Origin of the sequence: Actinomadura sp. 9N215 (assembly GCF_044326345.1) — a bacterium.
GTDB lineage: Bacteria > Actinomycetota > Actinomycetes > Streptosporangiales > Streptosporangiaceae > Spirillospora.
Window position 1 is genome coordinate 212,595 of the sequence record NZ_JBIRBA010000014.1, and the last position, 25,477, is coordinate 238,071.

General features: G+C 71.5%; 24 protein-coding genes. 10 read left to right on the forward strand and 14 right to left on the reverse strand.

Annotated elements, in window-relative coordinates; genetic code table 11:
* Nucleotides 1–44 precede the first annotated feature (44 nt).
* The 3 genes from ACH34T_RS23680 (at nucleotide 45) to ACH34T_RS23690 (ending at nucleotide 3,047) form a co-directional block, all read left to right on the forward strand.
* The gene (locus tag ACH34T_RS23680) at nucleotides 45–803 is read left to right on the forward strand and encodes a siderophore-interacting protein (protein ID WP_396023079.1); all 759 of its coding nucleotides are present in this window, start codon (nucleotides 45–47) and stop codon (nucleotides 801–803) included.
* A gap of 136 nt (nucleotides 804–939) precedes the next feature.
* Nucleotides 940–1,395 carry a hypothetical protein gene (locus ACH34T_RS23685; RefSeq protein WP_396023080.1) on the forward strand — a complete coding sequence of 152 codons (456 nt, stop codon included), beginning with the start codon at nucleotides 940–942 and terminating at the stop codon, nucleotides 1,393–1,395.
* Nucleotides 1,396–2,405: 1,010 nt separating this feature from the next.
* Nucleotides 2,406–3,047: a hypothetical protein gene (locus ACH34T_RS23690; protein WP_396023081.1), complete on the forward strand. Its 642-nt coding sequence runs from the start codon at nucleotides 2,406–2,408 to the stop codon at nucleotides 3,045–3,047.
* A 162-nt stretch (nucleotides 3,048–3,209) separates the two neighbouring features.
* On the opposite strand, the gene ACH34T_RS23695 is transcribed toward ACH34T_RS23690, so the two are convergent.
* The 4 genes from ACH34T_RS23695 to ACH34T_RS23710 form a co-directional block, all read right to left on the reverse strand.
* Complete coding sequence (locus tag ACH34T_RS23695; protein ID WP_396023082.1) at nucleotides 3,210–4,004, reverse strand: IclR family transcriptional regulator; 795 nt, start codon at nucleotides 4,002–4,004, stop codon at nucleotides 3,210–3,212.
* 62 nt (nucleotides 4,005–4,066) lie between these two features.
* Entirely contained in the window at nucleotides 4,067–4,483 is a 417-nt protein-coding gene (locus tag ACH34T_RS23700; RefSeq protein WP_396023083.1) for a hypothetical protein, read from the reverse strand.
* A 675-nt stretch (nucleotides 4,484–5,158) separates the two neighbouring features.
* Nucleotides 5,159–6,106: a TIGR03621 family F420-dependent LLM class oxidoreductase gene (locus ACH34T_RS23705; RefSeq protein WP_396023084.1), complete on the reverse strand. Its 948-nt coding sequence runs from the start codon at nucleotides 6,104–6,106 to the stop codon at nucleotides 5,159–5,161.
* A gap of 272 nt (nucleotides 6,107–6,378) precedes the next feature.
* Nucleotides 6,379–7,443, reverse strand: a complete 1,065-nt coding sequence (locus ACH34T_RS23710; RefSeq protein ID WP_396023085.1) for a phosphotransferase family protein — start codon at nucleotides 7,441–7,443, stop codon at nucleotides 6,379–6,381.
* A gap of 146 nt (nucleotides 7,444–7,589) precedes the next feature.
* Between ACH34T_RS23710 and ACH34T_RS23715 the strand changes: the two genes are divergently transcribed.
* Complete coding sequence (locus tag ACH34T_RS23715; RefSeq protein WP_396023086.1) at nucleotides 7,590–7,952, forward strand: VOC family protein; 363 nt, start codon at nucleotides 7,590–7,592, stop codon at nucleotides 7,950–7,952.
* Between the two features lie 41 nt (nucleotides 7,953–7,993).
* Here ACH34T_RS23715 and ACH34T_RS23720 read toward each other — a convergent pair whose 3' ends face one another.
* Nucleotides 7,994–9,079 carry an amidohydrolase family protein gene (locus ACH34T_RS23720; protein ID WP_396023087.1) on the reverse strand — a complete coding sequence of 362 codons (1,086 nt, stop codon included), beginning with the start codon at nucleotides 9,077–9,079 and terminating at the stop codon, nucleotides 7,994–7,996.
* 43 nt (nucleotides 9,080–9,122) lie between these two features.
* Here ACH34T_RS23720 and ACH34T_RS23725 point away from each other — a divergent pair, with 43 nt between their 5' ends.
* Nucleotides 9,123–9,668 carry a GNAT family N-acetyltransferase gene (locus ACH34T_RS23725; RefSeq protein ID WP_396023088.1) on the forward strand — a complete coding sequence of 182 codons (546 nt, stop codon included), beginning with the start codon at nucleotides 9,123–9,125 and terminating at the stop codon, nucleotides 9,666–9,668.
* Here the strand turns inward: ACH34T_RS23725 and ACH34T_RS23730 are convergent.
* Both ACH34T_RS23730 and ACH34T_RS23735 read right to left on the reverse strand, forming a co-directional pair.
* Nucleotides 9,641–10,348: an APH(3') family aminoglycoside O-phosphotransferase gene (locus ACH34T_RS23730; RefSeq protein ID WP_396023089.1), complete on the reverse strand. Its 708-nt coding sequence runs from the start codon at nucleotides 10,346–10,348 to the stop codon at nucleotides 9,641–9,643. The genes ACH34T_RS23725 and ACH34T_RS23730 overlap by 28 nt on opposite strands.
* 71 nt (nucleotides 10,349–10,419) lie before the next feature.
* Nucleotides 10,420–11,091, reverse strand: coding sequence for a hypothetical protein (locus ACH34T_RS23735; RefSeq protein ID WP_396023090.1), 672 nt, complete (start codon nucleotides 11,089–11,091; stop codon nucleotides 10,420–10,422).
* Between the two features lie 16 nt (nucleotides 11,092–11,107).
* Between ACH34T_RS23735 and ACH34T_RS23740 the strand changes: the two genes are divergently transcribed.
* Nucleotides 11,108–11,779, forward strand: a complete 672-nt coding sequence (locus ACH34T_RS23740) for an ARPP-2 domain-containing protein (protein WP_396023091.1) — start codon at nucleotides 11,108–11,110, stop codon at nucleotides 11,777–11,779.
* Nucleotides 11,780–11,823: 44 nt separating this feature from the next.
* On the opposite strand, the gene ACH34T_RS23745 is transcribed toward ACH34T_RS23740, so the two are convergent.
* Entirely contained in the window at nucleotides 11,824–12,636 is an 813-nt protein-coding gene (locus tag ACH34T_RS23745; protein WP_396023092.1) for a PIG-L family deacetylase, read from the reverse strand.
* Between the two features lie 54 nt (nucleotides 12,637–12,690).
* A complete protein-coding gene (locus ACH34T_RS23750) occupies nucleotides 12,691–13,554 on the reverse strand; it encodes a class II glutamine amidotransferase (protein WP_396023093.1) in 864 nt (287 codons plus the stop codon).
* Between the two features lie 113 nt (nucleotides 13,555–13,667).
* Between ACH34T_RS23750 and ACH34T_RS23755 the strand changes: the two genes are divergently transcribed.
* A complete protein-coding gene (locus ACH34T_RS23755; protein WP_396023094.1) occupies nucleotides 13,668–14,168 on the forward strand; it encodes an HAD domain-containing protein in 501 nt (166 codons plus the stop codon).
* Nucleotides 14,169–14,475: 307 nt separating this feature from the next.
* On the opposite strand, the gene ACH34T_RS23760 is transcribed toward ACH34T_RS23755, so the two are convergent.
* Entirely contained in the window at nucleotides 14,476–15,102 is a 627-nt protein-coding gene (locus ACH34T_RS23760; RefSeq protein WP_396023095.1) for a DUF1524 domain-containing protein, read from the reverse strand.
* Between the two features lie 225 nt (nucleotides 15,103–15,327).
* On the opposite strand from ACH34T_RS23760, the gene ACH34T_RS23765 reads away from it, so the two are divergent.
* Nucleotides 15,328–16,368, forward strand: coding sequence for a methyltransferase (locus ACH34T_RS23765; RefSeq protein ID WP_396023096.1), 1,041 nt, complete (start codon nucleotides 15,328–15,330; stop codon nucleotides 16,366–16,368).
* Nucleotides 16,369–16,517: 149 nt separating this feature from the next.
* Here ACH34T_RS23765 and ACH34T_RS23770 read toward each other — a convergent pair whose 3' ends face one another.
* Nucleotides 16,518–17,228: an NUDIX hydrolase gene (locus ACH34T_RS23770; protein WP_396023097.1), complete on the reverse strand. Its 711-nt coding sequence runs from the start codon at nucleotides 17,226–17,228 to the stop codon at nucleotides 16,518–16,520.
* Nucleotides 17,225–18,169 carry a helix-turn-helix domain-containing protein gene (locus ACH34T_RS23775; RefSeq protein ID WP_396023098.1) on the reverse strand — a complete coding sequence of 315 codons (945 nt, stop codon included), beginning with the start codon at nucleotides 18,167–18,169 and terminating at the stop codon, nucleotides 17,225–17,227. The genes ACH34T_RS23770 and ACH34T_RS23775 overlap by 4 nt, the downstream gene beginning before the upstream one ends.
* Before the next feature lie 97 nt (nucleotides 18,170–18,266).
* Here ACH34T_RS23775 and ACH34T_RS23780 point away from each other — a divergent pair, with 97 nt between their 5' ends.
* The gene (locus ACH34T_RS23780) at nucleotides 18,267–18,845 is read left to right on the forward strand and encodes a TIGR03086 family metal-binding protein (RefSeq protein WP_396023099.1); all 579 of its coding nucleotides are present in this window, start codon (nucleotides 18,267–18,269) and stop codon (nucleotides 18,843–18,845) included.
* A gap of 35 nt (nucleotides 18,846–18,880) precedes the next feature.
* The gene (gene gltX, locus ACH34T_RS23785; RefSeq protein WP_396023100.1) at nucleotides 18,881–20,281 is read left to right on the forward strand and encodes a glutamate--tRNA ligase; all 1,401 of its coding nucleotides are present in this window, start codon (nucleotides 18,881–18,883) and stop codon (nucleotides 20,279–20,281) included.
* Nucleotides 20,282–20,362: 81 nt separating this feature from the next.
* Here the strand turns inward: gltX and ACH34T_RS23790 are convergent, their stop codons facing one another.
* Both ACH34T_RS23790 and ACH34T_RS23795 read right to left on the reverse strand, forming a co-directional pair.
* Nucleotides 20,363–20,995, reverse strand: a complete 633-nt coding sequence (locus ACH34T_RS23790) for a two-component system response regulator (RefSeq protein ID WP_396023101.1) — start codon at nucleotides 20,993–20,995, stop codon at nucleotides 20,363–20,365.
* An 88-nt stretch (nucleotides 20,996–21,083) separates the two neighbouring features.
* Nucleotides 21,084–25,376, reverse strand: a complete 4,293-nt coding sequence (locus ACH34T_RS23795) for a HAMP domain-containing protein (RefSeq protein ID WP_396023102.1) — start codon at nucleotides 25,374–25,376, stop codon at nucleotides 21,084–21,086.
* Nucleotides 25,377–25,477: the final 101 nt, after the last annotated feature.

Below are 25,477 nucleotides of genomic sequence, written 5' to 3' on the forward strand. Positions count from 1 at the left end.
ATATCGTGTCTCCGGATCAATGAGATATATCGCGAGGAGAGACGGTGGCGGCTGGAGTGAGCGCCCGTGGTGTCCGTGGGCGGATTCTCGACCTGATGTTCGTGCGCGGCCGCATCGAGGAGGTTCGCCCAGGCCCCGGACGGATGCGGTGGATCCGCATCGGCGGCGTACCCGGTCTGGACTGGACGCCCGGTCAGCAGGTCCGCATGCATGTGGTCAACGTCACAGCCGCCCGGACATGGGTCAGCGGAGCCGTCCTCCATGCGCTGCGCACCTACTCGGTGTGGGAGTACGACGCGGACGCCGGTGTCATGGAGTTGTGCGTCATGGACCATGACGCGGACGCACCCGGCGTGCGCTGGCTCCGGGACGCCCGGCCGGGGCAGGAGGTCGTCTTCGGCAAGCCGGAGGGGACCTTCGGACTGCGTCCGGCCGCCTACCACGTGTTCGCCGGCGAGGAGACGGCCTCGGTGGCGTTCGGCGCCATGCTCCGTGCGGTGGGACGGGACGACCCGGTGCATGGCGTGATCGAGGTCGCTCACCCGGAAGATCGGCTGCCGCTGCCGCGTGGCGACGAGCTGACCTGGCGCCATCGCGGGGACGCCTCGGCCGCCGGTTCGGAAACGCTCGTCGACGCCGTGCGCGGCCTGGAACTGCCGGCGGAGCCGGGAATCGCGTACGTGGCCGGAGAGGCACGCACCGTGCAGGCCGTCCGCGCCCACCTGGTGCGCGAACGGGGCTGGCCGCGCAGATCCGTGCTGGTCAAACCGTTCTGGACGCCAGGCAAGCGCGGGATGGAGTGATCGTGAACGAGCGAGGGACGGCGGGGTTACGGGGGGAGGCCGGCTAAAAATGCACGTGCATTAGCTCTTGCACCTGCACGCCATTCCTAGCAGGATGAGCGCGGACCTCCCGCACGTGAACTCCCCGGAGATCGCGATGAACGCACACTTGAGCGACAGTGACCGACAGGCGCTGCGACTGGCCCAGGATCTCCGCGAGGAGATGCGAGCCGCGCTTCCGCAGCTGCCTACCGACCCCTCGATCTCCCCTTTCGTCGACCAGGCGGGGACGCCCAGCGTCCTGCTTCGGATGGACGCCGACGCCGCGCGCGCGCTGATGGCCTTGCTGGCCGAACGCCGCCTGGGGCGGGACGCCGCGCCGTCCGGGGAGCCTCGCCGGACCGACGGCACCCACGTGCCGCCCTCCGTCCCACCGCCCACGGCCCAGGCCGTCCCGGCGGCGCAGGGACCCGTGGTGGCCGCGGTGTCTCCGTTCGGGCAGCCAACTTACGCTGAGTCACCGTTCATCCCGCAGCAGCCGGATGCCTCGGTGTACATCAGTGGGACGGGGCCGACGCCGCTCGTGCCCGCGCCGGTCTACCCACCGCGCTGACCCGGCGCAGAACCCCCGCACTGTCCGTGCCGCGGGGGTTCTCAGGACCTGGACGGTGCGTACCCAAGTCGCCACTCACCGCGCGCCTAATCGGCCCCAGGGCGCGAGCCCGTCTGAGCGGGCGACCCTAGCCCGCGCTTTGCACGACCTCATTCATCGCTCAGCGTTCGCGAGTTCCCCGCTTCTCCCGCCTTGACGGCCCTTCCCGCCCCGACTCTTCTTCCGGCCCCGGAGGCGCTGCTCCTTGCCCCCCGGAGGCGCTGCCCCTCGGCCCCGGAGGCGCTGTGCCCCTCGGCCCCGGAGGCGCTGCCCGTCGCCTTGACGGCGCTGCTCCCTGCCCTGACTGGACGTTCGCCCCGCCGTGACGGCCCTGTCGCCGTCCTGAAGGCCTCGCCCCTTCAGGGGCATGGCCCGGGCATCCGCGCCTCAGGTGTGAGCCACGAGAAGGTGCCGACCACGCCCGCGCGGGGCTCGGAGTCGCGAGGTTAAAGATCCTTTTTCCGGCGGACGGTCCAAGGCGACTGGCCCGGAACCCCTATGGGAAAGGCGTTCCGGCTTAGTTCCGGCAAAAAGATCTACCTTCTCAAAGGTAAAGAAATCCCCCGTTTGGCGAAAGCACGGTAATGCCGTATATAGTCAACCCCAGGTCAGGGTCATGAACCGTTGACCCGGCCAATCGCATAGCCGTCGCGTCCCGCCCGCCAGGCGGGATCACAGCGCCGAACTGCGGCCGTACCATGCACCGGCCGCGCAACCGTGTGGGGCCCATGAGCCCCCGGTCGGCACTTCTCCCGCTTCATCGAAGTCCGTGACACACGCACGTCCGAAGACGATCGTGCGCCGTTGATCACGGGCGCGGTCCGCCATGTCCGTGGACCGTTCCATGCGGGTGTTCTTCGCGGCGGCATCTCCCGAGTCCTGAGTCTCGGAGCCGTTCCCCCTTGCCCGGATCCCGGCTTTACGCCGCCCGGCGCCGAACGGCAGCCCTGTACCCCGAACGAAGGAAATTCATGCAGCAGCGAGCGATCAACGTCATCCTCACCGGCGTCACCGGCACCGCCCTCGCGGGCATGCTCGTGGCCGGCGTAGCCGCCGCCAGCGATGACTCCGCTCCCAGCGAGAATCCGAACCTGTCCCAGGAGGCCGTGGCCACCGGCCAGCACAAGGCCTCCGAGAAGCACTCGGACAGGAGCGACGCGAAGTCCGACTCGAAGGGCGACTCCGCGTCCGACAGCAAGCGCGCGAAGAAGGACCGGAACGTGCTGCTCAGCGGTAAGACGACCGCGTCCTACTTCTGGGACGACGGGTCCGGCGTGAACGGCGACACCGGCGCGCCCGCCGGCGGGAAGCCGATGCAGAAGGGCCTGTTCGCCAGCCCCAGCTGGCCCATGCACACCAAGGTCAAGGTCACCTACAAGGGCCGCAGCATCACGGGCTTCGTCGGTGACCGCGGGCCGGGCAGGCCGTCGCACAACGGCGTCATGCTCGACCTCGACACCTACACCTTCCGGTACCTGCTCGACGGTGGGAAGCCCAAGAGCAAGTACAACGCCGGTGGTGGCGAGGGACACCTGAAGGGCGTCAAGTGGGAAGTCCTCGACTGGGGCCCCGGCGCCGGTAAGAAGGGCGCTCCCCGGCCTTTCGGCTCATGATGTGAGGCCGCGCACGAGCCGCCGCTGAAGGCGCCACTGAAGGCATCGCTGCACGCGAACTCGCCGTCAGTGAAATGGCTCACAAAGCGGGCGCGGCCGCTTCCAGACCCGGCACAGGGCTGCCGGTGCATGGAAAATCGGGGATTCCCCGGTATCGAAAGATCACCGGGGAATCCCCGTTTTCACGTCACCGGCCGGCTCCCGGGCCAGCTCCCTCGACAGCGCCAGCGCGGCCGTCCGGACGGCCGGGGCCAGCCGGTCCAGATCGAGCCGGCACACGTTCCCGGTGATGGAGATCGCGGCGATCACGCGGCGCCGGAGGTCGAGGATCGGCGCCGCCACGGCGGACACCCCGGCCTCCGACTCCTCCCGGTTGACGGCGTAACCGCGGTCCGCGGTGCGGGCCAGCTCGCGCTTCAGCAGCCCCGGCATGACGATCGTGTGCGGCGTGTAGCGGACCAGGCCCGCGTCCAGGACGCTCTCCAGCCGCTCGGGCGGGCCGAAGGCGAGGAACAGCTTCCCGGTCGCCGTGCAGTACGCGGGCAGCCGGCCGCCCACCCGCGACACGATGGGCATGGAACGGCGCCCGCTGACCTTCTCCAGGAACAGCGTGTCCGTCCCGTCCAGGACGGCGAGGTGGATGTTCTCGTGCGTCGCCTCGTACAGGTCCTCCAGGTAGGGGAGCGCGGCTTCGCGCAGCCCGCGCGGCCGCGGCGCCCGCTGGCCCAGGACGAACAGCCGCATGCTCAGCCGGTAGCCGGACTCGGTGCGCTCGACGCCTCCCCACCTCACCAACTCGCCCAGCAGCCGGTGCGCGGTCGGTTTCGGCAGGCCGGTGCGGGCGGACAGCTGCGTCAGGTTCAGCTCGGTGTCGCCGGATCCGAACGCGTCCAGCAGGCTGAGGCCGCGGGCCAGCACCGACCGCGGCGGCTCCTCGCCCGCGGGCTGGAGGTCCATACCCCGATGGTCACCCTGATCGCGCCCGTCGGCAAGCGCGGGAGAACCGGCGGCGGGCCTGGTCAACGGCATCGCGGACCTCTCCCATGGCCCGTGATCGGGGCCTTTCCGCGCCCCGTGATCGGGGACCTTCCGTGCTCCGTGATCGGGGCCTCGATGAGCGGCGGTGCGTCGAGCGCCCGCACGCCGTTGGCCGCGTCCCGCGGCTCGACCGCGTCCGGCGGCTCCGCCGCCGAGCCGGCCCTGATCGCGTCGTTGCCGAACAGGCGGGCGGCGCCTGGCCGGTCGAGCTCCGGCGGAGCGAGATCCATGCCGCCGTATTCTCCGCGTTTCGCGGAGGCGCCGCCACCTTGGTCGAGCGTGTGTTCTTCAGCGCTGTGCGGCGACAGCATCCCGGCGTGCGGGGGATGGCCGGTGGGGGAGCCGATCGCGTCGTTCGACGGCTGGTGGTAACCGGCCGCGTCGAGTTGCCCGGCCACCGCGATCAGGTCAGCGACGTCGTCCGGGCCCGGCCCACTCCGCCGCCCCGATCACCACGGGACGTTCGGCGGCCGCGAGCAGCGCCGCCGCGTGGTTTCACTCACTGAAACGCGGGACTTGTGGTGGCCGGTGGCCGGACACATGCTCGCCGCATGCCCGTTCCCAAGCCGTCGGCGGTCCCGGGCCACGAAACACGAGAGGGACGCGGCCACGGTCCGCCCGCCGCCCCCGGCCCGCCGCCCGCGCGCGCCGCACGATCTGCGTGTGCCGTGCGTCCTGCGTGTGCCGTGCGTCCTGCGTGTGCCGTGCGTCCTGCGTGTGCCGTGCGTCCTGCGTGTGCCGTGCGTCCTGCGTGTGCCGTGCGTCCCGTCATTCTCCGCTCGGTGGGTGTTGGGCCGAGCGCGGCCTCGCCGTCCTGCCTCGTGCCCTGGATCACCGTCCTGGGGGACGGCGGGGTCGCGCTCCCGGGAGCCCGGTCGGCGACGTCGGCCCGGACTCCTCGTCACCGCGTTGCCCGCCCGGCACGCGGCACTGACGGCCGCCGCCCCGCGCCGCCCCGGCGGGGCGGCGGTTGCACTCCGGGACGCCAGGATCCCCGCAAGGCGACGCTCCCCGCCGGACGGCCAAGAACTTCTGGGTCCGCTGCCAGGCTCAGCCGGTGAGGGCCGGTCGGATCAGCCGGTGAGGAGGGGGATGACGGGTGCGAACTCCTCCATCACCGAGTCCGGGATCTGGTAGTAGGTGAAGCCGTACCGGTCGCGGCGGGTGATCATCTGCTCGGCGATGTGCTCCGGCGGGCCGACGAACTGGGACGGCATGTCGAGGACGAGCTCGGTCGACGACGCGCCCCAGCCGCGCAGGACGGCGACCCGCGCGGCGGTGCGGCGCGGATCGGGGCCGAAGGTCGGCGTCACCATCATGCTCAGCTCGACGTCGCGTCCGTCCGCGGCCTCCGCCGCCTCCCGGACCCAGCCGACCTTGCGGGCGATGGTCTCCGGCAGCCGCTCGGTGATCTCGTCGGAGATCGTCCCGTCCGGGAGGGCGCGGGGGAGGACGCCCACCGTGTCGGCGTACCGCCCACCGAGGCCGAGCATGCGCCTGCTCCCGGCGCCGACGACGATCGGCGGCCGCCGCACGGGCTCTGGGAACACCGTCAGGCCCTCGACGCGGTAGTGCTCGCCGGCGAACGTGGTCTTCTGCCCGGCGAGGAGGCTCCGCAGGATCCGCAGCGACTCCTCCAGCCGTCCGACCCTGGCGCCGGGCTGGTCGAACGGCATCCCCGCGGCCTCGTACTCCTCGCGGAGCCAGCCCGCGCCGATGCCCAGCTCGAACCGTCCGCCCGACAGGTGGTCGAGGGTCGCGGCCTCCTTGGCGAGCATCACGGGGTGCCGGTAGTCGTTGGCGAGGACCATCGTGCCCAGCCGCAGCGTCGACGTGCCGGACGCGGCGGACGCCAGCGCCACCATCGGCGCGAGCTGGGCGCCGAACGGCTCGGTCACGAAGTGGTCGCGCAGGACCAATGCGTCGTAGCCGAGGTCTTCGGCACGCCGCGCCGTAAGGGCAAGCTCGGCGCCGGAGCGGATCGACTCGCCGACGACGCCGAAGCGGAAGTTCCTGTCCATGCGATGAGCATGCCCCGGGCTGCCGTCCACGCGCTGGCAGGAATCCGACATGGGCTTTGGTCTCCGCCTCGGGTGACCGGCGGAACGGGGCGAGTGGCTCGATTCGCCGTCCGTGCGGCGTAAGGGCGTCACCGACTGCCCCGTTCCCGCCGGTTACTTACCAGGCTGCGTCGCGGCGGGTCGTTTTGCAACCCAGGTCACGCCGGCCCCCGGACCTGCGGAAAGGGACGAGATGCCCCTGGAAGGGGCGAGTCGCCGTGCGGGGTGGCGCTTCAGGAGGCGATGAGCCGCTGGGCGTGGGCGAACAGGCCGAGGGTGATCGAATGCAGGAGGTCGCCGGTCTCTCTGGTCGCCTTCCCGGCGTGCGCGCGGGCGTTCGTGCCCTCCAGGACGATGCCGAGCTTGAAGCACGCGAGCACCGCGTACCAGGTGATGGACGACAGATCGCGCCCGGCGACGGCGTCCGCCCGCTCGGCGTAGGCGGCGACCAGCGCGTCCGCTGACGGGAGTCCGCCCGCCGCGCCCAGCGGGCCCGCCAGCGCCGCGCTGCCGTCGGCGGGATCGGGCCAGGTGGCCAGCAGCCAGCCGAGGTCCAGCAGCGGATCGCCGATCGTGCACATCTCCCAGTCGACGATCGCGGCGACCTCGGGGCCGTCGAACGAGTACATCAGATTGGCCAGGTGGTAGTCGCCGTGCAGGATCCCCGGCCGCCACCGGGCCGGACGGCGCTCCTCAAGCCAGCGGGCGACGGCGTCGACGCCCGGGATGTCGGGCCCGGGGTAGCCGTCCAGCTTGCTGTAGGAGTCGAGCTCCGACAGCCAGCGGCTCACCTGCCGCTCCAGGAAACCCGCGGGCCTGCCGAAATCGCTCAGCCCGACGGCCTCGTGGTCGACCGCGCCCAACGCCGACAGGGCGCGGGCCGCGTTCAACCCCATCCCGTGCCGGACGGACCCGTCTCCCGCGTGCGGTTCCGGCAGCGTGACCGTGGGGTTGAACCCCTCCACCGGGGTCATCAGGTAGAACACCGCGCCGCCCATGACGGACGCGTCCGGGCAGGCGGCGATGAGGCGCGGCGCGGGGACGCCGGTGCCGTCGAGCGCCGCCAGGACCCGGGCCTCCCGGCGCAGGACGTCGTTCGTCCGGGCCCGCAGATGGCTCGGGCCGCGCCGCAGCACATAGTCGCGACCCGCGCGGCGGAACCGGATCAGCGTGTTCTGCGTGCCCCCGGCCAGCGTCCGGACGTCCTCGAACCGCCCGTGCGGCAGGCCCCGGCCGTCCATCCAGCGGGCGAGGACGTCGAAGTCCACGAGCGCGCGGTCGATCTGCTCAGGTTGCACGGTGCGGGTCCCCTCCCGACACGGCCGACGACCGGAGGGTAACAGCAGTTCAGGGCGCGGCCCGGGCGCCGAGGTCACATTCGTCCAAGACGGCCGGATCCGTTCCCCGCAGACTGGGCATGTAGCCAGCGACCAGGGAGGACGCCATGACATTGGAGATCCGCAGGACCTTCTACCCGCTGATCAACTGCAGCGATCCCGCCGCGTCCATCGTGTGGATGGAGAAGGCGTTCGGCTTCGAGCCCGTGAACGTCTACCGGGGCGACGACGGGAAGGTCGTCCACGCCGAGATGAAGTACGACACCGGCCTCCTCATGTTCGGCAAGGGAGAACCCGGCAAGTCGGCCGTCTACGTGGCCGTCGACGACCCGGACGCCCACCACGACCGCGCCAAGGCCGCGGGCGCCGAGATCTTCCGCGAGCTCGCCGACCAGGACTACGGCTCCCGCGACTACGCGGCCCACGACCTGGACGGCAACGAATGGTACTTCGGCACCTACCGCCCCTGAGCGGCCCCTACCGCCCCTGACCGGCACCTACCGTCCCTGACTTATCGTTGCTGAGCGATGGTGACGCGGCGTCCCGATGCGAACACCGCGGCCGGACGCGCCAGGATCGCGGGGTCGTCCCGCGGATCGTCGTCGTAGGTGACCAGGTTCGCGGGGCGGCCCGGCCGCAGGCCCGGAGCACCGAGGAAGTCGCTCGCCGCCGTACTGGCCGCGGACAGGGCCTCCTCGGGAGTGAGCCCCAGCTCGACGAGCAGCGCGACCTCCCCGGCGATGCTGCCGACCACGTCCGTCCCGGCCAGGATCCTGAGACCCCGCGTGCGCGCCAGCCCCAGGAGATGGCTCACCCGTTCCCGCCGCTCCAGGCGCCGCCTGCGCCGGTCGGGGTCCTCCTCGGGCGTTTCCCTGACCGATGCGCACAAGGTGGGCGTCCACGCGCCGCCGCGTTCGGCCAGGGCGAGCACGTCCGCCTCGCTCATGCCGTCGCCGTGCTCGATCGAGTCGACGCCCGCGCGCACGAGGTCTCCGGCGAAGCCCGTCGTGGTGTGCGCGGCGACCCTGGCGCCCGCGCCGTGGACGGCGTCCACCAGCCGCCGGACGTCGCCGGCGGAATAGGCCGGCACCGCGTCGCTGGGGCGCATCGGGCCGCGTCCGACCAGCGGGAAGTCGCCGATCAGCTTGACCCAGCGCGCCCCGGCCGCGATCTCCGCCCGCGCGGCCTCGATGAGGGCGTCGGCGGGGACCGGAGCGTGGAGGCCGGGAAAGTACTGGTCCTGCGGGGCGAGGAAGCGGCCGCAGGCGATCAGGTTCACGCCGTCCGCTTCGTCGAGCAGCCGCAACGCCATGCTGCCGGGGCTGCCGAGATCCCGGACGACGGTGATGCCCGCCTCACGCGCCGTTCTGAGATTCGCGCGCGCCTCGCCGAAGGTCAGGGGCCGTGGACGGCCGTCCGCGCCGCTCCCGACGGTCAGGTGGCAGTGCGCGTCGACCAGCCCGGGCAGGAGGAAGCGGCCGGGGATTCGCTCGCCGCCGTCCGGTGGCGCCGGTGCCCACCGGCCCCGGTCGTCGATCCCGGTCGCTCCTGCCCGCCCCTCTGGTAGGAACAGTCCCTCGAAGGTCCAGCTCGTCATGAACCGAATCTAGGGCGGCGGCGTTTTTGAGAGAATTGCAGCCGTGAAGCCGGAGGTGCGTCTGCGCGACGTCGAGCTCGGGGACGTCGACGCCTACGTCAGGATGCGCTGCGATCCCGTCATGATGGCCGAGCTCGGCGGGCCGCTGCCGCGCGCGGGGATCGAGGAGAAGGTGCGCCGCGACGTCGAGGACGCGGCGGCGGGCACGGCGCTGATCAAGATGATCGTCCCGTGCGGGGAGCGCCCGGACGTCGTGGCCGGCACGGTGACGCTCTGGCACCACGAGATAGACGGCGCGGTGTTCTCCGAGATCGGCTGGATGGTGATGCCGGAGTTCCAGGGCCGGGGGGTCGGAAAGCGCGCCGTCCGGATGCTTCTCGAAAGGGCGCGCCACGAGGACCGCTGGGGGCTCGTGCACGCCTTTCCGGCGACGACGAACGCTCCGTCCAACGGCATTTGCCGTTCGCTCGGCTTCACTTTTCTCGAAGAGCAGGACGTCGTCTTCGCCGGACGGATCGTCCGGGCCAACCATTGGCTCATCGACCCGTGCAGTGATCTTATTCAGACGAATTCGTCCAGCAATCGGTAGAAAGCCGTCTTGGCCGGGTCGGGGGCGATGCCGTACCTCTCCAGAAAGCGGTCGGCGGCCCAGGGGCCGTATTGCGGATTGCGTTCGTCGGTCATCGAACGGGTCGCGATCGCCAGGTCGACCCACCGGTCGGCCACACCGAGCCGGCCCGTGTCGATCAGGCCGGTGACCCGGCACGTGCCGGGGTCGAAGAACACGTTCGGGGCGCACAGGTCGCCGTGGCAGACGACCAGGTCCTCGTCCGGCGGGCGGGTGGCGAGCAGTTCGGCGACCAGGCCGTCGCGTGTCCATCCCCGGCGTTCCTCGTCCAGGTCGTCGAGGTCGACGTCGGCGGACAGCGCCGCGGGGACCGTCACGTCCAGCCGCTGGTCGAACGGGCAGCCGGCAGTGGGCAGGGCGTGCAGCGCCCGGGTCAGATCGGCCAGCGCGTCGATGATCCGCGGCAGCGACTCCGGCGGCCACGGGCCGGCCCAGGAGCGTCCCGGCACCTCCCTGGTGACGAGCAGGCCGGGACGGCATTCGAGCACTTCGGCCGCCGGAAGGCCCTGCTCCCGCAGCCAGCCGAGCCGCTCGCCCTCGCCGGCCAGGTCGGCCGACGGGTCGTCGGACTCCTTGCGGTAGACCCCGTTCCGCCTGCTGACGACCGCTCCGGACTGGCCGACCGTGACCCTCTCCCACACAGGACGAAGAGTTCCACATTCCGGCGTCCGGCGCGCGCGGATATTCGGAGGCCGGGGCGTGTGCGCCGGTGTTACGGTGCGGGGGCCGGCCGCGGGACTTCGGTGTGACTTCCGGAACGATGAGCGAGACGTTCGCGGAGCTGGTCGCGTGCGAGGACGTGCTGATGTTCGTCAACGCGGCGATCACCTCGACCGGGCAGCGGGAGTTCCACCACTATCCCGGCGACCAGCGGCTCAGCCTCGAATTCCTGCACGAGTACGTGCTGACGAATTACCGGGAGATGTACTCGGCCGTCCTCGCGCTGGACATCAACGACCACAATGCGGCGATCATCATTAGGAACCTGCTCGTGCGGGCCGGCGACGTCGAGCGGCGGAAGGCCGAAGGGCGCCTTATCGCGCGGCGGCTGGAAATGATGCCGCAGCACCGAGTCTACCGGGTTTTCCGGGAACTGAGGCGGCGCGGGGTGAACAACCGGCGGACGCGCGCCATCATCCGCGACTGGATGGCCGCCCGGCGCGACCCGGCGTTCGACTCGGTCAAATACCGGACGCTCGTGAAGGTCGCGGCACGGCACGCGCATCTGCGGCTCCGCGGTGAGCAGCGGAATTTCCTCTTCGCGCCGTTCACCGTGCAGGCGTTCGAGACGCCGATATTCGAGCAGTGGCGGCGCGCGCACTATGTGCAGGCGGCCGTTTACGAACTGCCGTACACGGTGGCGGAGGGCTTCGCGGCGACGCACGGGCCTCGGGCTCGACGTGCGCGGCCTGGAGGACGCGCTCAGGATCTTCGAGATCCATCCGGGGCAGTGCGGCGTGCTGGTCTACGTCGGCGACACGCTCGCGAGCGCCTTCGCCGTCCCGCGCCCGGACGACTACCGGGCCCTGCACCCGACCCTGGTCGAGGACCTCTTCGGCGAGCTGATCTACATGCACGGGCTGCTGGGAATGCCGGCGGGCGACCTGTCCGCGGGCCTCGACGACACCGAGGTCAAGTCGCTGGACGACCTGCGGACGGCGGCAGAGCTATGCCACGCCGAATGGGCCGAGTTCCACGACGAGGTCATGGCGGGCCGGCTCTTCGACGAGGACGGCTCACGCCAGGTCGTGCAGCGCCTGCACGGTTTCGAGCTCGCGCGGTCCCTGCCGTCGTTCGCGCTCGGCCGCGAGAACCACATCGGCGAGACCATCACCGGCGAGGACGGCCGGATCGCCTACCTGAAGACGTTCCGGCTCTCCGAGACGCAGGTCAGGCGCGGCTACCTGCTCAAGCGGCTGGCCGAGCACGACTGGCGGCTCGGCGCCACGGCGGCCGCGCTCGGCGCCGGCAGGGCGGGCCTGGCGCTGCGGCTTGAGCGGTCCGGGTTCGGCCACCTGCTGCGCCAGGACGTCCTCGACCACTACCGAGCACAGGCGAGGAAGGCCACCTAGGCGGGGGCAACCTGACAGGAGGTACGGGGACCGCGCGAGGACGGTCACCTGAGCCCGGCGAACAGGTCGTCCTCCTTGTCGGGGCCCTTGATACGGGAGTAGTGGCGGACGAACGACTCGAACGAGAACACCCTCCGCTGCATCTCCTCCGGCAGCCGCAGCAGGAAGATGTTCTCGCCCTGGCTCGCGTGCGCCTCCAGGGCCTTGCGCTTGGCCTCCACGTGCGCGGACACGTCCAGCGTGCTGGTGATCAGCTCGTCGGGGGTGCCGAAGTCCTCGGGCGGATCGAAGTCGATCTCCACGCCCGCGTCCTTGATGGCCTCGAACATGCGGCGGATGCCCGAGCGCGGGATGGCGGCGTAGTACAGCTTGTCCGGAATGCCGGTGCTTTCGGTGGCGGCGAGCGCGATGCGGTGCGCCTGGATGTGGTCGGGGTGCCCGTATCCGCCGTCCTCGTCGTAGGTGACGACGACCTGCGGACGGTACCGCTCCATCAGCTCGGCCAGCCGCCCGGCGGACTCGTCCAGCGGGATGTTCGCGAACGCCTGGGGGTCGTCGTTCGTCGACCAGCCCACCATGCCGGAGTCGCGGTAGCCGAGCAGCTCCACGTGGTCGATGCCGAGCAGCCCAGCGGACTCGCGGAGCTCGGCGAGGCGCCGCTCCGCCACCTCGGCCGCGTCGTGCCCCGGCTCGCCGGGCTTGACGCCGCCCGAGTCGTCGCCCTGCTCGCCGTTGGTGCAGGTCACCAGCACGGTGCGGACGCCCTCGGCGGCGCACCGCGCGAGCAGGCCGCCCGTGCCCAGCACCTCGTCGTCGGGGTGCGCGTGGACGGCCATCAGCGTGAGCTCGTGCTTCATCCGGGACTCCTCACGTCTCGGCCGTCCACTCTACGTCCCGGACGCCCGAGTTGATCACGTTTGGGAGGTGGACTCCGCGGCCGACAGGTCGTCCACCGTCAGCGGGTGCGCGGGCTCGTCGAACGGGTGCGTCGAGGACGCCTCCGAGCCGTCCACCACGAGCAGCTCGCCGGGGGCGAGGAGCCGCCAGGCTGGGTCGTCGTCCAGGCGCTCGCTGGCGAGGACGCAGGCGGGCGCGGGCTCCCGGTGCGCGGCGACCTTCATCCGGCCGGGCTCGCGGCCCGCGTCCAGGCGCCGGGTCGCGCCGGGTTCGCCTGGCTCGCGCAGTTCGTGCCGCAGCGCCCACAGCTCGTGCGTGCCGGGATAGCGCAGCGCCCACATCCGCCGCGACTCAGCCAGCAGGACGTTCAGCGCGAAGACGGGCAGCTCGGCGGCGATGCGCCGGACGGCCGCGACCAGCCCGGACGTGGTGTCGCCGTGCCGCCTGATCTCCGCCGTGATGTACGCGAACACCAGCTCGGAGTCGGTCTGCCCGCGGATCTGCGCGCGGTCCACGTCGGTCAGCCACGAGTCGAGGACGTCGAGGCCCCGCACCACGCCGTTGTGGGCGAACAGCCGGTCGTCCATGACGAACGGGTGGGAATTGTGGACGTCGGGCGCCCCCGTCGACGCGTACCGGACATGCGAGATGAACGTGTGCGACACGACCGCGCACGCCTCGGAGTTGAAGTCGGCGTCCTCGTACGCGGCGATCGGCGCGCGGTCGCGGACCGGCTCCTCGCCGAGCGAGAACCAGCCGAGGCCCGTCCCGTCCGGCATCCGGCGGCTCTGGGACCGCAGGCTGTCCGGGGCGTCGAGCAGCCAGAACGTGGCGTGGACCCGCGGCCCCCCGGTGGTCATCCCGAACAGTCGGCACATGACCGCACGATGCCCGCGCAGCCGCGACCTATTACTCGTCCCGGTCCCGGCAGGGGCGGCGCGACGAAAACGACCTTCGACGGGCGGGCTCCCGATGTCGTACGGTCACGGGTATGGGGTCGCCGCTGGTACTTCTCGACGTGGACGGGGTTCTCAACCCATTTGAGAGGCCGCACCGCGGATTCAAACGGCAGCGGTGCTCGCCGAACGGCATGACGTTCAAGCTGTGGCTCAATCCCGCGCACGGTCCGTCGCTGCTCGACCTGGCGGAGTCCACGGGCGCCGAGCTGGCCTGGGCGAGCTACTGGTGCGACAACGCCAACGTGTGGATCTCGCCCCGGGTCGGGCTGCCGGAGCTGCCGTTCGTCCCGATCCCGCAGTTCCCGGGCCTCGGCGAGGCGGGCACGCTCGGCGCGTGGAAGGCCCGGCACGTGGCCGCGTGGACGGAGGGCCGCCCGTTCGTCTGGTTCGAAGACGAGCCCGACGCCACCGAGTGCATCGCCGGGGAGCCGGACGTCGCCGAGCACCTGCTCGTGAAGATCGACCCGATGTCCGGCCTGACGGACGACCACCTCACGACCGCCAAGACCTGGCTTCACGCCCTGACCCGCTGACCGCGCCACCCCGGGCCCATCGGCGAACCGCCGCCGACCAAAGCTGACCGTCCGGGCGAAGCTGACCGTCCGGGCGAAGCTGACCGTCCGGGCGAAGCTGACCGTCCGGGCGAAGCTGACCGTCCGGGCGAAGCTGACCGTCCGGGCGGAAGCTGGGCTGTTCGGGCGAAACTGGGCCGTTCGGGTGAAGGCGACCGGTCGGGCGGAGCTGGGTCGGTCGGGGGTGTAGGTGGGCGGTGGGGTGAACCGGCGGGGCCCGGGCCGTGGAGGGTGCCGCGGGCCCCGCCGGAGCAGGAGAAGGAGCGGGTCAGCAGGTGCCGAGCAGGCGGCTGAGCGCCGACTTCTCCGCCGAGTCGAGCGTCAGCTCGTAGCGGTACTTCACATCGATCCAGGACCTGGCGTACATGCAGTGGAACGAGGCGCGCGGCGGCGTCCACTCGGCCGGGTCCTTGTCGCCCTTGGCCTGGTTGACGTTGTCGGTGACCGCCCACAGCTGGGAGCTGGTCAGGTCGTTGGCGAACGCCTGGCGGCGCGACGTCGTCCAGGACGAGGCGCCCGAGCGCCACGCCTCGGCGAGCGCCACCATGTGGTCGATGTCGACGTCGGACGCCTGCGTCCAGGTCGCGCCGTCGTACGGGCTGGTCCACGAGCCGGACGTCGGCGCGCAGTCCGACCCGGTCCTGACGTTGTCCCCGTCGCGCTTGAGGACGACCTCGCGGGTGTTGCAGTTGTTGCCCTGGTTGCTCCAGTGCGGGAACTTGTCCCGGTCGTAGCCGGAGTCGGACCCTTCGGCGCGGACGGTGAGCGCGGCGAGGTGCTGGGCCGCCGTCTCCGCGCCGGGTGGCGGCGGCGGGGCGGCGTTGGCGGTGGTGGCGGTGGTGGTGGCGAGCAGGATGGTGGCGGTGACGATGGCGGTGATCCCCGTGCGTCTCACGGAAGGCTCCTTCTTCGCTCTTGGGAGCAGGAGCCGTCAGTCTCGAACAGTTCGATAAACCGGAAATGTACGTTCGGTTAGCGGACGACACGATCAGGTAACGGCGTCGGCCGGAGTCGGCAGGCGGGGGAAGATCACCGGCGCGGAGGTGCCATTCGTCCAAGACCGCGCGCCGCGCGCTCCGTAGCGTCGGAGCAGGTCGACCACATGAAGGGGGAGCCGATCGTGTCGAAGACGGAGTCGTCGAAGACGGAGTCGAGGTCGCCGCTGCTGGACCTGGCCTTCGGGTACATGCCGGCGCAGATGATCCACGCCGCCGCCGAGCTGGGGCTGGCCGACGCCCTCGCCGCGGGCCCGCGGACGAGCGCGGAGCTGGCCGGGGAGACCGGCACGCACGCGCCGTCCCTCCACCGGCTGCTGCGCGGCCTCGTCGGGCTGGGCGTCGTCGAGCAGAAGGAGCGCGACCTGTTCGCGCTCACCGCGGAAGGGCAGCGGCTCCGCGCCGACGCCCCCGACTCGATCCGCTCGCTGATCAGGCTGTTCTGCGGCCCGGACGTGTGGCGCTCGTGGGGCGACATGACCGAGACCCTGCGGACGGGGGAGTACGCGTGGGAGCGCGTGACCGGCACGACGCCGTTCGAGTTCTTCGAGTCCGGGGCGAACGCGGAGCTGTCGGCGACGTTCAACGCGGCGATGTCCGAGCACACCCGCGCCGTCGCGCCGGGGATCGTCGAGGCGCACGACTTCGGCCGCTACGGGACGGTCGCCGACCTCGGCGGCGGCGACGGCACGCTGATCTCCGCGATCCTGCGCTCCCAGCCGGGGCTGCGCGGGCTGCTGTTCGACCAGCCGGCGGGGCTCGCCGCCGCGTCCGCGACGCTCGCCGATGTCGCCGACCGGGTGGAGGTCGTCACGGGCGACTTCTTCAAGGACGTGCCCGGGGGCGCGGACGCCTACGTCCTCAAGAGCGTCATCCACGACTGGGACGACGAGAGGGCCACCGCGATCCTGCGCAACTGCCGCGCCGCGATGCGGCCCGGCGCGCGGATCCTGCTGCTGGAGCAGGTCATGCCGGAGATCGTCACCCCGCAGACGCAGGGCGTCGTCCGCAACGACCTCAACATGCTCGTCTGCACCGGCGGACGCGAACGCACCGAGGCCGAGTTCCGGGCCCTGCTGGAAGGCGCCGGATTCACGGCCGTCGCGCTGACCGGGCCGATCCCGCCGTCCGACTACTACGTCATCGAGGCCGAACCACCGAGCTGATCGCGCGCTCGCGCCTCAGCGAGCCCTGCGCCTCAGCGAGCCCTGCGCCTCAGCGAGCCCTGCACCTCAGCGGACCTTGTGGGCTCGGTGAGGGCGGGCCCTGCGGTTGAGCGACGAGGCGCGGCGGTTGAGCGACGAGGCGCGGCGGTTCAGTGGCGGGTCCAGTCGGGCTGGACGAAGTCGGCGACCCTGGCGTGCCGTCCGAGCAGCACCACCTCGCGGAACTGCCACAGCATCGCGCCGGTCGGGGCGTGGACGCGCCAGTCCGGGCCCAGCCACATCTGCAGAAGATGCCCGCCGTCCGGCTGCGGCACCCACCTGGGCGTGTCGTCGTCGGCGAGCTTCCGCAGGCTCGTGTAGTGGACGGAGTGCACCTCGTCCGGGCTCGGCGTCAGCGGCCCCGGATCGTCCAGCACCACCACGATCGGCGTGATCGCGAACCCGGACGTGGCGGGGAAGTCGTCGAGCCGGCCGAGGACGTCGCCCGGCCCGGCCGTCAGGCCGATCTCCTCGTGCAGCTCCCGCAGCGCCGCCTCCTCGGGCGTCTCGCCGTCCTCCAGCCGACCGCCGGGCAGGCCCCACTGCCCGGCGTTCCGGCCCCGGTACGCGCGCCTGATCAAAATCACCGACGGAACACGAGCTTCGCTCGGCATCCCGTCCTCCAGCCCCCGCCCACCGCCAGTCAATCGACGAGCTCCGCTCGGCATCTCGTTGTGCTCCACGACGCACAGCACGACCCCGGCGCGCCGCAGCCCCGGCGCGTCCGGGACGGTCGTGTGCGCGAACGAGCCGAGCCGCTCGGCGGCGAGCGCGCGGAACGCCGGGAGGTCGTCGAACGGATCGAGGGGGACGGCCGTCATACGTCGATCTTGCCAGCCCCGCCGCCAGAGGTGCCGCCCGCGCCGCCCGCGTCACCCTCCCCGCTCGCGCCGCCCAAGGCGCCCGCGCTGTCCGCGCTGTCCGCGCCGTGGGACGCGCACGCGCCGGTCTCGCGAGCGTATCTGGCGGGAGGCGTCCCGACCGCCGTGGTGAAGTCGCGGGTGAAGTGGGCCTGGTCGGTGTAGCCCAGCTCGGCCGCCAGGCCCGCCCAGTCGACGGGCGTGCCCGCCTCGGCCCGTCCGGCGGCCTCCAGCATCCGGTACCGCCTGATCACCCGCTTCGGGCCGATCCCGACGTACTCGTGGAAGAGCCGCTGCAGCCCGCGCACGCTGAGACCCACGTCGGCGGCGAGCTCGTCCACCCGCACCAGGCCCGGCAGTGCCGCGATCCGCTCCACGATCTCCGCGGCCCGCTCGATGGACGGATCGGCCCCGGGACGCAGCCCGGCGAGGAACTCCGCCAGCAGCGCGACGGCGTCCTCCGCGCCGTCCGTGGCGAAGATCTCGTCGGCGAGCGCGAGGCCCGCCGCGCCGAACACCTCGTCCACGCCGGCGAACCGGCCGGTGAGCGCCGAGACCGGCCCGCCCGCGAACGGCCGGAAACCGCCGGGCCGGAACCCGACCCCCACCACGCGGCCGTCGTCGCCGATCTCCTCGACGAACTCGTCGCGCACGACGCCCACGATGCGCGCCCGTGTCCGCGTCCCGGTGAAGTAGCTCGTGAACGTCATGTGGACGTTCGGACGCGTGAGCAGCTTCTGCCGGTGCGGAGGCCGGCCCCGCAGATCCCAGTGCAGCACCCAGAGGAACTCGACGAACGGGACGAGCGGCGCCGGTGGCGCGATCCGCTCGACCTGGAACCGCTCCAGGCCCGTCCGCGCCCGCAGGATGCCCCGCGTGTCCTGGGGGAGGAGTCGTGCCATCACCCCAGGCTAGCCGTGTCGCGTTCGTACAAGACCGCAGGTCGCGGCACGCTCTAGCGTGCGAGGCACGTTCGAACACGCATACGAGGGAGAGATCGTGGATATCCGGAACCTCATGCTTCCCGCCTCCACGGCCGCGGCGAGGATCGTCCGGGAGGTCCCCGAAGAGCTGATGGACGCGCCCACCCCCTGCCCGGACTGGGACGTCCGGGCCCTGATCAACCACCTGATCTTCTGGACCGGACGGGCCGGGACCGCCGCGCGCAAGCTGCCGCCGACCGGCCCGGACGAGGGCCACGACTTCACCGCCGAGCCGGGCTGGGCCGACCGCTTCGAGGCCAAGGCACGCGCATCCGCCGAGGCCTGGCGGGACCCGGACGCCTGGACGGGCAACACCAGCCTCACCGGCGACAAGGACGGCATGCCCGCCGCGTTCATCGCCGGGATCCTCTTCGGCGAGTGCGTCCTGCACGGCTGGGACCTCGCCGTCGCCACCGGCCAGGACCCCGGCCTCCCGCCGGAGATCGTTCAGGCGGCCTGGGAGCAGACGGTGTCCACGGCGGAGATGAGCCGGGAGTACAAGGTGTTCGGCGAGGAGGTCCCCGTCCCTGAGGACGCGCCGCTGCTCGACCGCCTGGTCGGCCTGGCCGGACGCGACCCGCACTGGAAACCCTGACGACGTCGGGGGCCGGCGCACTCTACGCTGGGAGCATGTCTTCGACCTCTTCGATCCGCGTCCGCTTCGCCCCGTCCCCGACCGGCATGTTCCATGTCGGCGGCGCCCGCTCGGCGCTGTTCAACTGGGTGATGGCCGCGCAGTCGGGCGGGACGCTCGTGCTGCGGATCGAGGACACCGACGCCTCCCGCAACAGCCCCGAATGGACCGAGGGCATCATCCGCGCCCTGGCCTGGCTCGGGATGGACGGCGAGCAGTACGAGGGCCCCTACTTCCAGTCCGCCAACGCCGACCGGCACGCCGAGGCCGTCCAGACGCTGAAGGACCAGGGCCGCGCCTACTACTGCGACTGCACCCGCGAGGCCGTGATCGCCCGAACCGGCGACCAGCACAAGGGCTACGACGGCTTCTGCCGCGACCGCGGCCTGGAGCCCGGCCCCGGACGCGCCCTCCGCTTCCGCACCCCCGACGAGGGCCATACCACCGTCGTCGACCTGCTGCGCGGCAAGCCCGTCTTCGAGAACGCCCTCCTGGAGGACTTCGTCATCGCCCGCGCCGACGGGTCCGTCATGTTCCTGCTGGCCAACGCGGTCGACGACATGAGCCAGGGCATCACGCACGTCGTGCGCGGCGAGGAGCACCTGTCCAACGCGCCCAAGCAGCAGCTGCTGTGGGAGGCGCTCGGCAGCGAGCCGCCCATCTGGGCGCACGTCCCCGTCATCGTGAACGAGAAGCGGCAGAAGCTGTCCAAGCGCCGCGACAAGGTCGCCCTTGAGGCCTTCCAGGCCGAGGGCTACCTCGCCGAGGCCATGCGCAACTACCTGATGCTGCTCGGCTGGGCCCCGTCCGGCGACCGCGAGATCGTCCCGTGGGACGTGATCGTCGACGAGTTCCGCATCGAGGACGTCAACACCTCGCCCGCGTTCTTCGACGAGAAGAAGCTCCGCGCGTTCAACGGCGAGTACCTCCGCGCGCTGCCGCCTGAGAAGTTCATCGCCGAATGCCTCCCGTTCCTGCAGGACGCCCCGTTCGACGTGGACGTCGCCGTGTTCGCCGAGCTGGCGCCGCTGGCGCAGACCCGGGTCGCGCTGCTGTCGGAGATCGTCCCGATGATCGACTTCGCGTTCCTGGACGAGCCGCCGTCCGACGAGCAGTCCTGGAACAAGGCCATGAAGGAGCCCGCCGCCGCGATCCTCGCCGCGGCCGAGGCCGCCTACCAGGACGCCCCGTGGAACGCCGCCGAGCTGAAGGACCGGCTGGAGCGCATCGGCGCCGAGCACGGCCTCAAGCTCGGCAAGACGCAGGCGCCCGTCCGCGTCGCCGTCACCGGCCGCACCGTGGGCCTGCCGCTCTTCGAGTCCCTGGAGATCCTCGGCCGGGACCGCACGATCGCCCGCATCGCCGCGGCCCGGGCACGCCTCGCCGCACAGGCATAGCCGCCGGCCCGGGAAACCGCCAGCACGGGAACGGTCAAGGCGGGAAACCGTCAGGACGGGAACGGTCAGGACGGGGAACCGTCAGGACGGTTCGTCGCCGTCGAGGGTTTGGCGGAGGTCGGTGAGGCGGCGGTCCAGCTCGTCGAAGTCGGCGCGCAGGGACGGCGGCACGCGCTTGCCGACGAGCTCGGCCTGCTCCTCCACCGACTTCAGCCGGTCGCCGACGTGCCGCGGGGCCTCCTCGGGCCGTGACTGGAGGAGCGTCGCCTGCTCGCGGAGCAGCGCGGCCTGCTCCCGCAGCAGCGTCGTCTGGTCGCGTAGCTGCTTGTTCTTGGTGTGCAGCTCCACGAACACCGACACCTTCGCGCGCAGCACCCACGGGTCGAACGGCTTGGAGATGAAGTCGACCGCGCCCGCCGCGTAGCCGCGGAACGCGTAGTCGGGGTCGCTGTTCACCGCGGTGAGGAAGATGATCGGCAGGTCGCGGGTCTTCTTGCGGCGCTTGATGTCGCGGGCCGTCTCGAACCCGTCCATGCCCGGCATGACGACGTCCAGCAAGATCACCGCGTACTCGTCGGTGAGCAGCGCCTTCAGCGCCTCCTCACCGGACCGCGCCCGGACGAGGTCCTGATCGAGCGAGCTGAGGATGGCCTCCAGCGCGATCAGGTTCTCCTCGCGGTCGTCCACGAGCAGGATCTTCGCCTTGTCGTCCACGCGCGTCTCACTCCCGATCCGGTCCCCGCCACTCCCACGGCCGCGCCCCACGGCCACGACGACCCTGCCTGCCAGACGTCTCCTCTCCTCAGCGGACGATGGAGGGTTGCAGCCAGTTCCTCATCACGTCAAGGAGATGGTCCACGTCGACGGGCTTCGGCACATAGTCCGACGCGCCCGACTCCAGGCTCTTCTCCCGGTCGCCCTTCATCACCTTCGCCGTGATCACGATAATGGGCAGCTCCGCGAACTGCGGCATCTCCCGGATCGCGGCGGTGGTCGCGTAGCCGTCCAGGCCGGGCATCATCACGTCCATCAGCACGATCGCGACGTCCGGGTTGCGGTGCAGGACGTCGATCCCGGCCTGCCCGTCCTCGGCGTACAGGACCTCCATCCCGTAGCCCTCAAGGACGCTGGTCAGCGCGAACACGTTCCGGACGTCGTCGTCGACGATCAGGACCTTGCGGCCCGACAGGACGGTGTCGAGGAAGTCGGCGGGCGGCTCCTCCAGCAGCCCGTTCAGCGCCTGCTCAGGCTCCCCCGGACGCTCCGCGCCCGGCGGACGCCGCTCCAGCGCCAGCCCGTTCTCCCCGGGCGGGACGGACACCGACCCGGTCACCGCGCCGGTCAGCCCGCCGTTCGGGGGCACGCCCGGCAGCACGGCCTCGTGCGCGGCCGCCGCCTCGTCCGGCAGCGCCGACCTGCGGCGCCCGTCGCGCTCGCTGTACTGGGCGGGCAGGTAGAGCGTGAACACGCTGCCCCGTCCCGGCCTGCTCTCGGCGTGGATCTCCCCGCCGAGCAGCCGTGCGATGTTGCGGCTGATCGACAGGCCGAGGCCGGTGCCGCCGTAGCGGCGGCTGGTCGTCCCGTCGGCCTGCTGGAACGGCTCGAAGATCTCCTGCAGCTTGTCCGCGCTGACCCCGATGCCGGTGTCGATCACCCGGAAGGCGATCACGTCCGGGGTGTTCCACAGCGCGGGCAGCGTGAAGTCGATGTCGCCCGCCCGCTCGATCAGCAGCCGCACCTCGCCCTCCGCGGTGAACTTCACCGCGTTGGACAGCAGGTTCCGCAGCACCTGCTGCAGCCGCTGCTCGTCGGTGTGCAGCGTGGACGGGACGTCCGGCGCGACCTCGACCCCGAACTGGAGCCCCTTGTCGACCGACAGCGGCCGGAACGTCGCCTCCACGTAGTCGACGAGCGCCGACACCGCGATCCGATGCGGATGCGCCTCCATCTTCCCGGCCTCGACCTTCGCCAGGTCCAGGATGTCGTTGATCAGCTCCAGCAGGTCGGTGCCGGAGTCGTGGATCGTCTGCGCGAACTCCACCTGCCTGCCGGTGAGGTTGCCGTCCTGGTTCTCCGACAGCAGCTTGGCGAGCACGAGCAGGCTGTTCAGCGGCGTGCGCAGCTCGTGCGACATGTTCGCCAGGAACTCCGACTTGTACCGCGACGAGATCGCCAGCTGCTCGGCGCGCTCCTCCAGCGTCCGCCTGGCCTGCTCGATCTGGAAGTTCTGGATCTCGATCGCGCGGTTCTGCTGGGCCAGCAGCGCCGCCTTCTCCTCCAGCTCGGTGTTGGAGTGCCGCAGCTCGCCCTGCTGGCGCTGCAGCTCGTCCGACCTTTCCTGCAGCTCCTGCGCGAGCCGCTGGGACTCGCCGAGCAGCGCCTCCGTGCGGGTGTTGGCGCGGATCGCGTTCAGCGTCACCCCGATCGTCTCGATCAGCTGGCTGAAGAACGCCAGGTGGACGTCCGTGAACCGGCCGAACGAGGCCAGCTCGATCGCGCCGAGCACCTCGTCCTCGAACACGATCGGCAGCACGATGATGTTGACCGGGGACGACTCGCCGAGCCCCGAGCCGATCTTGACGTAGTCGGCGGGCGCGTCGCCGATCAGCAGCGGCCTGCGCTCCTGCGCCGCCTGCCCGACCAGCCCCTCGCCCAGCGCGAACCGGACGGCGCCCGCCCCGGCCGCCCCGGCGTCGTCCGCCCGGACGGACCGGACGGACCGGCCGCGCCGCGTCCCGTACCCGGCGATCAGCGCCAGCTCCGTCTCCTCGCCGCTGTTCTCCGCGAGGTAGAACGCGCCGTACTGCGCGCTCGCCGTCGGCGTCAGCTCCCGCATGATCAGGTCGGCGACCTGCTGGAGGTCCCGGTGGCCCTGCATCAGCCCGCCGATCCGCGCCAGGTTGGTCTTCAGCCAGTCCTGCTCCTCGTTGGCGCGGGTCGTCTCGCGCAGCGTCGCGACCATCAGGTTGACGTTGTCAGACAGCTCGGCGACCTCGCCGCGCGCCTCCACGGTGATCGTCCGGGTCAGGTCGCCGGTGGCGACCGCGCTCGCCACCTCGCCGATCGCGCGGACCTGCGTCGTCAGGTTGCCGGCGAGCTCGTTGACGCTCTCCGTCAGCTTCTTCCAGGTGCCGGACACGCCCTCGACCTCGGCCTGCCCGCCGAGCCGCCCCTCGATCCCGACCTCGCGCGCGACGCGGGTGACCTCGGACGCGAACGACGACAGCGTGTCCACCATCGTGTTCAGCGTCGTCTTGAGTTCGAGGATCTCGCCCTGCGCGTTCACGTCGATACGGCGGGTCAGGTCGCCGTGCGCGACCGCCGTCGCGACCTGCGCGATGTTGCGGACCTGGTAGGTCAGGTTGGACGCCATTCCGTTGACGTTGTCGGTCAGGTCCTTCCACATGCCGCCCGCGCCGGGCACGCGTGCCTGGCCGCCGAGCCGTCCCTCCGTGCCGACCTCGCGGGCGACGCGGCTGACCTCGTCCGCGAACGCCGACAGCGTGTCGACCATGGTGTTCAGGGTGGTCTTGAGTTCGAGGATCTCGCCCTGCGCGTCCACCTCGATCTTGCGGCCCAGATCGCCCTGCGCGACCGCCGTGGTGACCTGCGCGATCCCGCGCACCTGGTTGGTCAGGTTGTTCGCCATCGAGTTGACGTTGTCGGTCAGGTCGAGCCAGACGCCGCCCGCGCCGGGCACGATCGCCTGCCCGCCGAGCCGTCCCTCCGTGCCGACCTCCCGGGCGACGCGGCTGACCTCGTCCGCGAACGCCGACAGCGTGTCGACCATCGCGTTCACGGTGTCCTTCAGCTCCAGGATCTCGCCCTGCGCGTCCACCGTGATCTTCTTGCCGAGGTCGCCCTCGGCGACCGCCGTGGTCACCTGCGCGATGTTGCGGACCTGGTAGGTCAGGTTGGACGCCATCCCGTTGACGTTGTTGGTCAGGTCCTTCCACACGCCGCTCACGCCCGGCACGCGTGCCTGGCCGCCGAGCCGTCCCTCGGTGCCGACCTCGCGGGCGACGCGGGTGACCTCGGCGGCGAACGCCGACAGGGTGTCGACCATCGTGTTCACGGTGTCCTTGAGCTGGGCGATCTCGCCCTGCGCGTCGACCGTGATCTTCTTGGCCAGGTCGCCCTCGGCGACCGCGGTGGTCACCTGCGCGATTCCGCGGACCTGGTACGTCAGGTTGTTCGCCATCGCGTTGACGTTGTCGGTCAGGTTCTTCCAGACGCCGCTGACGCCCGGCACGTTCGCCTGGCCGCCCAGCTGCCCCTCCGTGCCGACCTCGCGGGCCACGCGGGTCACCTCGTCGGCGAACGCCGACAGCTGGTCGACCATCGTGTTCACGGTGAGCTTCAGCTCCTGCAGCTCACCGGTCGCCTCCACCGTGACCTTGCGGGTCAGGTCGCCCTTCGCCACCGCCGTGGTGACCTCCGCGATGTCGCGGACCTGGGACGTCAGCCGCGACGCCATCACGTTCACCGACGCGGTCACGTCCCGCCAGCGGCCGGTCATCCCGCGCGCCGGGGCCTGGCCGCCGAGCCGTCCCTCGGTGCCGACCTCCCGGGCGAACTGCGTGACCTCCCAGGTGAACTGGTCGAGCAGCTCCACCATGCCGTTGACGGACTTGGCCATGCGCAGCAGCTCCCCGCGCATCGGACGCCCGCGCACCCGCAGCTCGACCCGCTGGCTCAGGTCGCCGGCCGCGACGGCCTCCACGACCTGGCTCATCCCCGTCGACAGGTCGGTCAGCTTGTCGATGATCGCGTTGGCGTCCTCGACGGCGGCCGCCCAGGAGCCCCGCAGCGTCCCCGGCGTGAGGCGCCCGCGCAGCTGGCCCTCCCGTCCGATCTCCCGCCGGACGCGGGCCAGCCCCGAGGACAGCTCGTGGCCGTTCTGCCGGATCTCCTCCAGGATCGCCGCGGCCTCGGCCACGGCCCCCTCGCCCGGCACGTTCAGCTCCGACCTCGCCTTCCCGTCCCGGACGGCGATGAGCGCCTTGAGGAGCGGTTCGAGATCGGCGTCGCTGTAGCGCGGTGCGGTGTCGCGGTACCCGCCGGCGGGGCGGGCGCGAGACGCGGTACGCGGCATGCTCTTCATCCTCCTGGCCCGCGATTGTCGGCATCCGGGACGGCGGCGGGCGCCCGGATGACACGGACTCCTTCCCTGGGCCTCCTTCTGGCCGCACCCTG

What these genes read in the sequence shown, in the direction of transcription:
- ACH34T_RS23795 (WP_396023102.1), bottom strand. Translation starts at nt 25,376, where the DNA reads ATGCCGCGTACCGCGTCTCGCGCCCGCCCCGCCGGCGGGTACCGCGAC.
- ACH34T_RS23755 (WP_396023094.1), top strand. Translation starts at nt 13,668, where the DNA reads ATGGGGTCGCCGCTGGTACTTCTCGACGTGGACGGGGTTCTCAACCCA.
- ACH34T_RS23720 (WP_396023087.1), bottom strand. Translation starts at nt 9,079, where the DNA reads ATGACGAGCTGGACCTTCGAGGGACTGTTCCTACCAGAGGGGCGGGCA.
- ACH34T_RS23705 (WP_396023084.1), bottom strand. Translation starts at nt 6,106, where the DNA reads ATGGACAGGAACTTCCGCTTCGGCGTCGTCGGCGAGTCGATCCGCTCC.
- ACH34T_RS23685 (WP_396023080.1), top strand. Translation starts at nt 940, where the DNA reads ATGAACGCACACTTGAGCGACAGTGACCGACAGGCGCTGCGACTGGCC.
- ACH34T_RS23775 (WP_396023098.1), bottom strand. Translation starts at nt 18,169, where the DNA reads ATGGCACGACTCCTCCCCCAGGACACGCGGGGCATCCTGCGGGCGCGG.
- ACH34T_RS23770 (WP_396023097.1), bottom strand. Translation starts at nt 17,228, where the DNA reads ATGACGGCCGTCCCCCTCGATCCGTTCGACGACCTCCCGGCGTTCCGC.
- ACH34T_RS23745 (WP_396023092.1), bottom strand. Translation starts at nt 12,636, where the DNA reads ATGAAGCACGAGCTCACGCTGATGGCCGTCCACGCGCACCCCGACGAC.
- gltX (WP_396023100.1), top strand. Translation starts at nt 18,881, where the DNA reads ATGTCTTCGACCTCTTCGATCCGCGTCCGCTTCGCCCCGTCCCCGACC.
- ACH34T_RS23695 (WP_396023082.1), bottom strand. Translation starts at nt 4,004, where the DNA reads ATGGACCTCCAGCCCGCGGGCGAGGAGCCGCCGCGGTCGGTGCTGGCC.
- ACH34T_RS23750 (WP_396023093.1), bottom strand. Translation starts at nt 13,554, where the DNA reads ATGTGCCGACTGTTCGGGATGACCACCGGGGGGCCGCGGGTCCACGCC.
- ACH34T_RS23715 (WP_396023086.1), top strand. Translation starts at nt 7,590, where the DNA reads ATGACATTGGAGATCCGCAGGACCTTCTACCCGCTGATCAACTGCAGC.
- ACH34T_RS23690 (WP_396023081.1), top strand. Translation starts at nt 2,406, where the DNA reads ATGCAGCAGCGAGCGATCAACGTCATCCTCACCGGCGTCACCGGCACC.